This window comes from uncultured Campylobacter sp. (assembly GCF_937997595.1).
Lineage (GTDB): Bacteria > Campylobacterota > Campylobacteria > Campylobacterales > Campylobacteraceae > Campylobacter_B.
The window spans coordinates 1-5,995 of the sequence record NZ_CALKTS010000298.1 but is presented as its reverse complement, the minus strand read 5'-3'; the positions used below and the strand labels follow the sequence as shown (position 1 = coordinate 5,995).

The following is a 5,995-nucleotide window of genomic DNA, read 5'->3' as shown; positions in this document are numbered from 1 at the left end:
ACTTCGTAATCGCAGTTTTCATCGCTTATTTTATCGCCGATTTCAGGTAGGCTGCCGAAGAGATTAAAGACGTAGCCGCCGATCGTTAGCTGCTCGGTCTCCTCGTCGAAGTCGATGCCCATCACCTCCTCGACGCCTTCGATCTCGAAGCGGCCTCTAAACTCAAAGGTGTTCTCGTCGATACGTTTGAAATTTTGTGCATTCGCGTCGTGCTCGTCGTTGATGTCGCCAAAAATTTCTTCTATTATATCTTCCATCGTCAAAAATCCCGCCGTACCGCCGTATTCGTCGATAACGAGCGCGGCGAAGATACGCTGTTTATTCATCATCGGTAAAATTTTAGAGATCGGGCTGTTTTCAGGCACGATGATGAGCTTGCGCACGATTTTATCGAAGCTTTTATCTCCCTTTTGCTGGATGATGTCGCGGATGTGGATGAGGCCTAGGACGTTATCCTTGCTGCCGTCGATATATGGAAAGCGCGTAAATTTCGACTGCAATACGGTTGCATAGTTTTCGTCGTAGCTTTTTTGCTTATTTAGGCATATGAGATCGCGCCTCGGCGTCATTATCTCTTTGGCGACCGTGTCGCTGAAATCGACGGCGTTTTTGATGATCTCGGTCTCTAGGCTATCGAGCACACCGCCTTTTAGGCTCTCGCTCGCGATGATTTTGATCTCTTCGTCAGAAAGCGCGAGCTCGCTCTCTTTAGCGGGTTTTACGCCGATTATTTTAAGTGAAACGGCGGCGATGAAGTCAAACGCCTTGATGATCGGAAAAAACATAATCCAAAAAATATGAAGCGGTCTGGAGATAAAAAGCACGATCTTCTCGGTTTTGGCAATAGCGATGGATTTTGGCACTAGCTCGCCAAGCACTACGTGAAATAGCGTAACGAGCGTAAAAGATATGACGAAGGCGATCGTATGTGCCGCCGCTCCGCCGCCTATGCCGATGGATCTTAGCGGCAGCTCGATCAGTCTTGATACCGCGGGCTCACCGATCCAGCCGAGGGCGAGCGAGCTTATCGTAATGCCTAGCTGAGTGGCGCTGAGATAGGTGTCTAGGGAGTTTGAAATTTTAAAAGCGAGCTTTGCGTTTGGAATTTTATCCTTGATAAGCTCTTCGAGGCGAGACTTTCTTACTTTGACGATTGAGAATTCCGAAAGAACGAAAAAAGCATTCATAAAGATGAATACAAAAGCTAAAACTAACATTAAAACCGAACTGTCCGTGTCCAAATTTCTTATCCTTTGAAATTTAAAAATAAATATTTATGATTATATCTAAAAACGCTTTAAAATCCAAAAGATATGGAAAATGCCTCGCGCCCGCTCGTAGAATTTTACGGAGTTGAAATTTTGCTTCTTTTATCGCGCGAAATTTCATCTGCCCGCGCGAGACTTACCGTCGTACAAATGGCGTTAAAATCTGCTGCCCAGCCGAATAAATTTTATTTTCATACCTGACTGCGGCTGCAAAATTTTGTTTGCATACGACCATAGCGAAATTCTATCTGCGTCCAAAGGAGTAGAATTTTGCTCTAAATTTAATCGTGCTTAAAATCATAAAATTTCGCGCCGTAGAATTCTGTAGCGACAGACATTTCGGCTTTCTATGCGACGGAATTTCGTCCAGCGCTTGCATTTAAAATGAAATTTTGTCTCGGCGCGGATCATATTTATCGCGCGTATTGGTGGAATTTTGCGGTAATTTAAAATTTCGCGCTGCGGCAGGTCTTTGTCTTAGCGAGATTTTATCGCAATAGAGCTTATGCGCGGCGGCGGATAATCCTAGCGCCACGCACAAGTCCATTAAGAAATTTAAATGCGACGATAAAACCTGCTACTTAAAAAACCTTAGCGCGCAAGCTCTTGCGAAATTTTAAATCGCAAGACTATCTATTTCTTGTGGCGGCCTCGTAAAGCGGCAAGACTTTCGGCATCACCTCTTTTAGATCGGCGATGCGATCGTCGTTTGAAGGGTGCGTGGACATAAATTTAAGTGGATGGCTCTCATTTAGCTTATTCATCTTCTCCCAGACATTTATCGCCGCCCTTGGATCGTATCCTGCGCGCGCCATCAGCTCGACGCCCATCAGATCGGCCTCCGTCTCATGCGTGCGCGAAAACGGCAGCGTGAATGTGTATTGAGCCGCCATGTTCAAAGCTGCCGAGCCCAGATCTCCAAGCCCTGCTGCGGAGCTTGCTACGGCGATACCGACATCTTTCATCTGTTCAGTCGAGGCTCGCTCGCGACTGTGTTCGCGCAGTGCGTGCGACATCTCGTGCCCCAGAATAGCAGCCAGCTCGGCATCGGTAAGCTTTAGTTTTTCGATGATACCCGTATATACGACGATGCGGCCGCCAGGCATACACCAAGCATTGATCGTAGGGTCGTTGATGACGTTTACCTGCCAGTTCCATTTTAGTGCGTCTTTGCGAAATGCGCCTACTTGAGCGATTAGGCGCTTCGAGATGCCTCTAACGCGATCAGTTAGCTTTTTATCGGTATTTAGGACATGCTTGGCGTTTGCTTGGGCGGTAATTTGCTTGTAGGCAAGCGCGGCACTTTGATCCATTTCAGCTTCGCTTACGGTGATGAATTGCGAGCGGTCGATGCCTACGGCGCCGCCTTGCGTGGTGCTCGCGCAGCCGGTAAAAATCATCATCGCAGCAAAGGATATTAAAAGAGCTAATTTTTTCATCTTTTCTCCTTGAAATTTTGCGGCGATTTTAGCGAAATTTGGTTAAATTTTTAGAATTTTATTTTGGATTGCCGGATTTTGCAGACGGGATCTATTTGGAATTTGCCGTGAAATTTAAGAACACCCGTCGCCTTTAAAATAGAATTGGGCTTTGTAATTTAGCGATAAAATTTAGCGGTGATTTCGCAGAATTTTATCGTGGCGTAAATTAGGCATTGCTATGTAAAAATAGTGGGTTTATCCAAGCGCGGCGCTGCATAAACAAAGCACCTCTGCGCCTAAATAGAGCGGGGTGCGGTTTTAAATTTACGCAACGATAAATCCGGTAGAATTTTATTTACACCAGGCACTCGGTTTGGGCAGATAAGAGCAATTTGAAATTTGCACAATCAAATCGCGCGATAAGATGGGCTCGGATGTCGCTATGATTTGAGATGAGCCGCGTTAGTATTTTGTGCGCATAAATTCTAATTATTAACTTGGCAAAAGGCACTACACCACTGCATCTTGTGCTGCAATGAAATTGCGTTTTATCGGAATTGAAATGATCGCAGAAATGCCAAACGCCACAGACGCCTTTTCGTAGAATTTATCTCGCGAAATTTCATTTGCGCGCGTCGGATAAAATTTCAAACTGCAAACCGCGCCGTATCATTTTGGGTAGAATTTTAATTTTACGCGTTTAGAATTTTAAAATTCGGCTACGCAAATCTACGCGATGAAATTTCAAGCTTAAAATTCCGCGCCGGCTTTGGAATTTTATATGCGTCACGTCAGCTATAAAATCTTACATTTAGAATTTTATAGCTACGGCAAGATTTGGTTGGATCGGGGTCTCGCATTGCCGTAGGATTTTTAGCGGCACGGAATTTTGCAGCGCGCATCTAAATTTAGCTATGCAAAATTCGTAAAATTCTTATCAGCATGGAATTTTACAGCGCCGTTAAAGCGCATAAAGAATTCTGCGCAGGCCTCGCAAACTCTAACGAAAGTTCCTTTCTTTTAGGGCACGCGAGCTTTAAGGCATGTGAGTAAATTTTGCAGCGCAAAGCAGCGAGCGCCGAGTGTTTGCCGCTAGGGATTTCGCGCCCGCGGCGCCCATTTAGTCCTTTTTGGACTTTAGCTTGGCGATCGTCTCTTTTGCCGCCTCATAAGCCTTAGCGCTCATCTCGCGCGCCCTTTCGCTTACATTTTTAGCGACGTCGGAGCTTTTTAGCTCGGCAAATTTTTGGCTCATCTTCTTTTCAAATTCGCTAAGCTCTTTTTTGATTGCGTCCAGCTTCTCGTCCAGATAGAGGTTTTCGATGATTTTGGCGCTTTTTTGACTTAGCTCTTGAGTGATTTCGCGCGCCTTGGCGCTTGCCTTTTTCGCGCGCTCGCCAAGCTCGATCTCGCCGATTTTGGCGCTTAGTTGCTCGGCAAGATCGCTTGAAATTTTTCTAAATTTAGCCAAATAGCCTCCGAATTCTTCATCGGCGATCTTGGCGATTTCGCTTTTAGCGGGCTCCTCCGAGCTTGCGACCGCATCGCTTAAAACCGCGCTAAATAGCTCGCTCATCTGCGAAATTTGAAGCCTTTCGTTCTCTAGGCTCTGTGCATCGCTTGCTGGCGAGAAACTTAGCTCGTCGCGGTATCTTTCGGCGGCTTTGTTTATGCCGTCGTAGCAGCCTAAAATCGCGCCTCTAATCAGCGCAGAGGCTGTATTTTTGCTCTCGTTTGCGACGAAAATCGCGCGATTTATGATGATTTTTGAAATTTCTTTTGTACGGAATTTCGTAAATTCCCCGTCGCCTATAGCCGAAAATGCGATGTTTTTCGCCGTCTCGTGCGCGGTATCCTCGATGTCGGTTCCGCTTTCTAGCACGCTTATGAAGGCTAGTTCGCTCGCTTCTTTCAGCACGTCCGCAAGCGGGAGTTTGCTCGCGATAGCTCGCTGTAGCGCCGAGCCTATGCGTTCTTTTAGCTCTGTTTCGCTTGCGTTTTGCAGCGCGGTATCCAGATCATCATAGCTGCGCAGAACAAGGGTTTTAATCGCCTTTTGCTTACAAGCGATCTTTTTGCGCAGATCGTCGTAGTCGTAGATGAGCTTGTAAAGAGCCTGCTCGTCCTCGTCGCACAGCGCCTTTTTAACGCCGTTAAGTAGGGCTTCTGCCGTCTCATCGCTAAGCGCGCCCGCGTCTTTTAACTCGGCTGCGAAGTCTAGGATTAATTGCGTGCTTTTGGCGCTTTTACTCTCGTCGTCAAGCTCACACAAAGCCTTCGTGGCTTCTTGCAAGGCGAGCTCTTGCACATAAGAGGCTAGCTCGGCTTGTGAAATTTGCGCGAGACCGGCGCCGAATTTTTTGATTATTGCTTCTTTCATTTCATCTCCTGTCACAATACATATTTAAAGTGGGCTTTTAAGCGCTCGAAAATTTCGTTTCGATGCAAGTCGTCTTTAACGAAAACGCTTACGTTGAAGCTCATATATTTGCCGCCGTTTGAAAAGCGCGAAAAGTCTATTTTGTAATTTTCGCCCTTTAAAATTTCATCGATCTGCTCGCGCTTTTGGGTGCTTGCGTCCAGGATGATTTTGTATTCCCAAAAGAGTGGATAGTCGATTTTTGGCTTTTCAGCTCCTAGTATACACGCCACTTTTGCCTCCTTCTTTGCGTTGCAGCACGATGTCGGTAATCTGCATCGATTTATCTATCGCTTTTAGCATATCGTAAATCGTCAGTAGTCCCACGCTCACGCCCATTAGCGCCTCCATCTCGACGCCCGTTTTGCCGGTGATTTTTACAGTTACGAAAAGCTTAAACGCGCGTTCGCTCGTAAGTTCCTCAATATCGGTTTTAATCGAAGTAATCGTAAGCGGATGGGTCATTGGTATTAATTCGCTCGTCTTTTTAGCACCCATTATCGCGGCAACGACGGCGGTTTGAAGCACGGGACCTTTTTTCGCCGTGTTTTGCTTGACGGCGGCAAACGCCTCCGCGCTCATGCGGATGATACCGCTAGCGGTGGCTACGCGCTCGCTCTCGTCCTTGGCGCCGACATCTACCATGCGCGGCATATTGTTTTCGTCGATATGTGAAAGCATAAAATTTCCTTGCAGTTTTTGGCGGGATTATAGCAGAATTTCGGGCATAAAAAAAGCCCGAGCTTTTAAACTCGGGCTTCATACAAAAAGGAGGTTTTATCTTGTCGGACGAGAACGATTATACTACCTAAACAGTAAATAGAAATAAAATATATCCTTTTTAGGCGAACTCTTTCGCGCTTAATTTATAGCCGTTTTTAAAATTT

At 46.1% G+C, this 5,995-nt stretch carries 5 protein-coding genes; all 5 read right to left on the bottom strand.

Annotated elements, in window-relative coordinates; genetic code table 11:
* Nucleotides 1–1,217: hemolysin family protein (locus tag Q0614_RS10005; protein WP_298788440.1), on the bottom strand; the 1,217-nt coding region annotated here is incomplete at its 3' end.
* Between the two features lie 680 nt (nt 1,218–1,897).
* Nucleotides 1,898–2,707 carry a M48 family metallopeptidase gene (locus tag Q0614_RS10000; RefSeq protein ID WP_005873024.1) on the bottom strand — a complete coding sequence of 270 codons (810 nt, stop codon included), beginning with the start codon at nt 2,705–2,707 and terminating at the stop codon, nt 1,898–1,900.
* 1,102 nt (nt 2,708–3,809) lie between these two features.
* Entirely contained in the window at nt 3,810–5,069 is a 1,260-nt protein-coding gene (locus tag Q0614_RS09995; RefSeq protein WP_298788437.1) for a hypothetical protein, read from the bottom strand.
* An 11-nt stretch (nt 5,070–5,080) separates the two neighbouring features.
* The gene (locus Q0614_RS09990; protein WP_297921867.1) at nt 5,081–5,341 is read right to left on the bottom strand and encodes a DUF493 domain-containing protein; all 261 of its coding nucleotides are present in this window, start codon (nt 5,339–5,341) and stop codon (nt 5,081–5,083) included.
* Entirely contained in the window at nt 5,319–5,789 is a 471-nt protein-coding gene (gene moaC, locus Q0614_RS09985) for a cyclic pyranopterin monophosphate synthase MoaC (protein ID WP_298788435.1), read from the bottom strand. The genes Q0614_RS09990 and moaC overlap by 23 nt, the downstream gene beginning before the upstream one ends.
* Between the last annotated feature and the right edge of the window lie 206 nt (nt 5,790–5,995).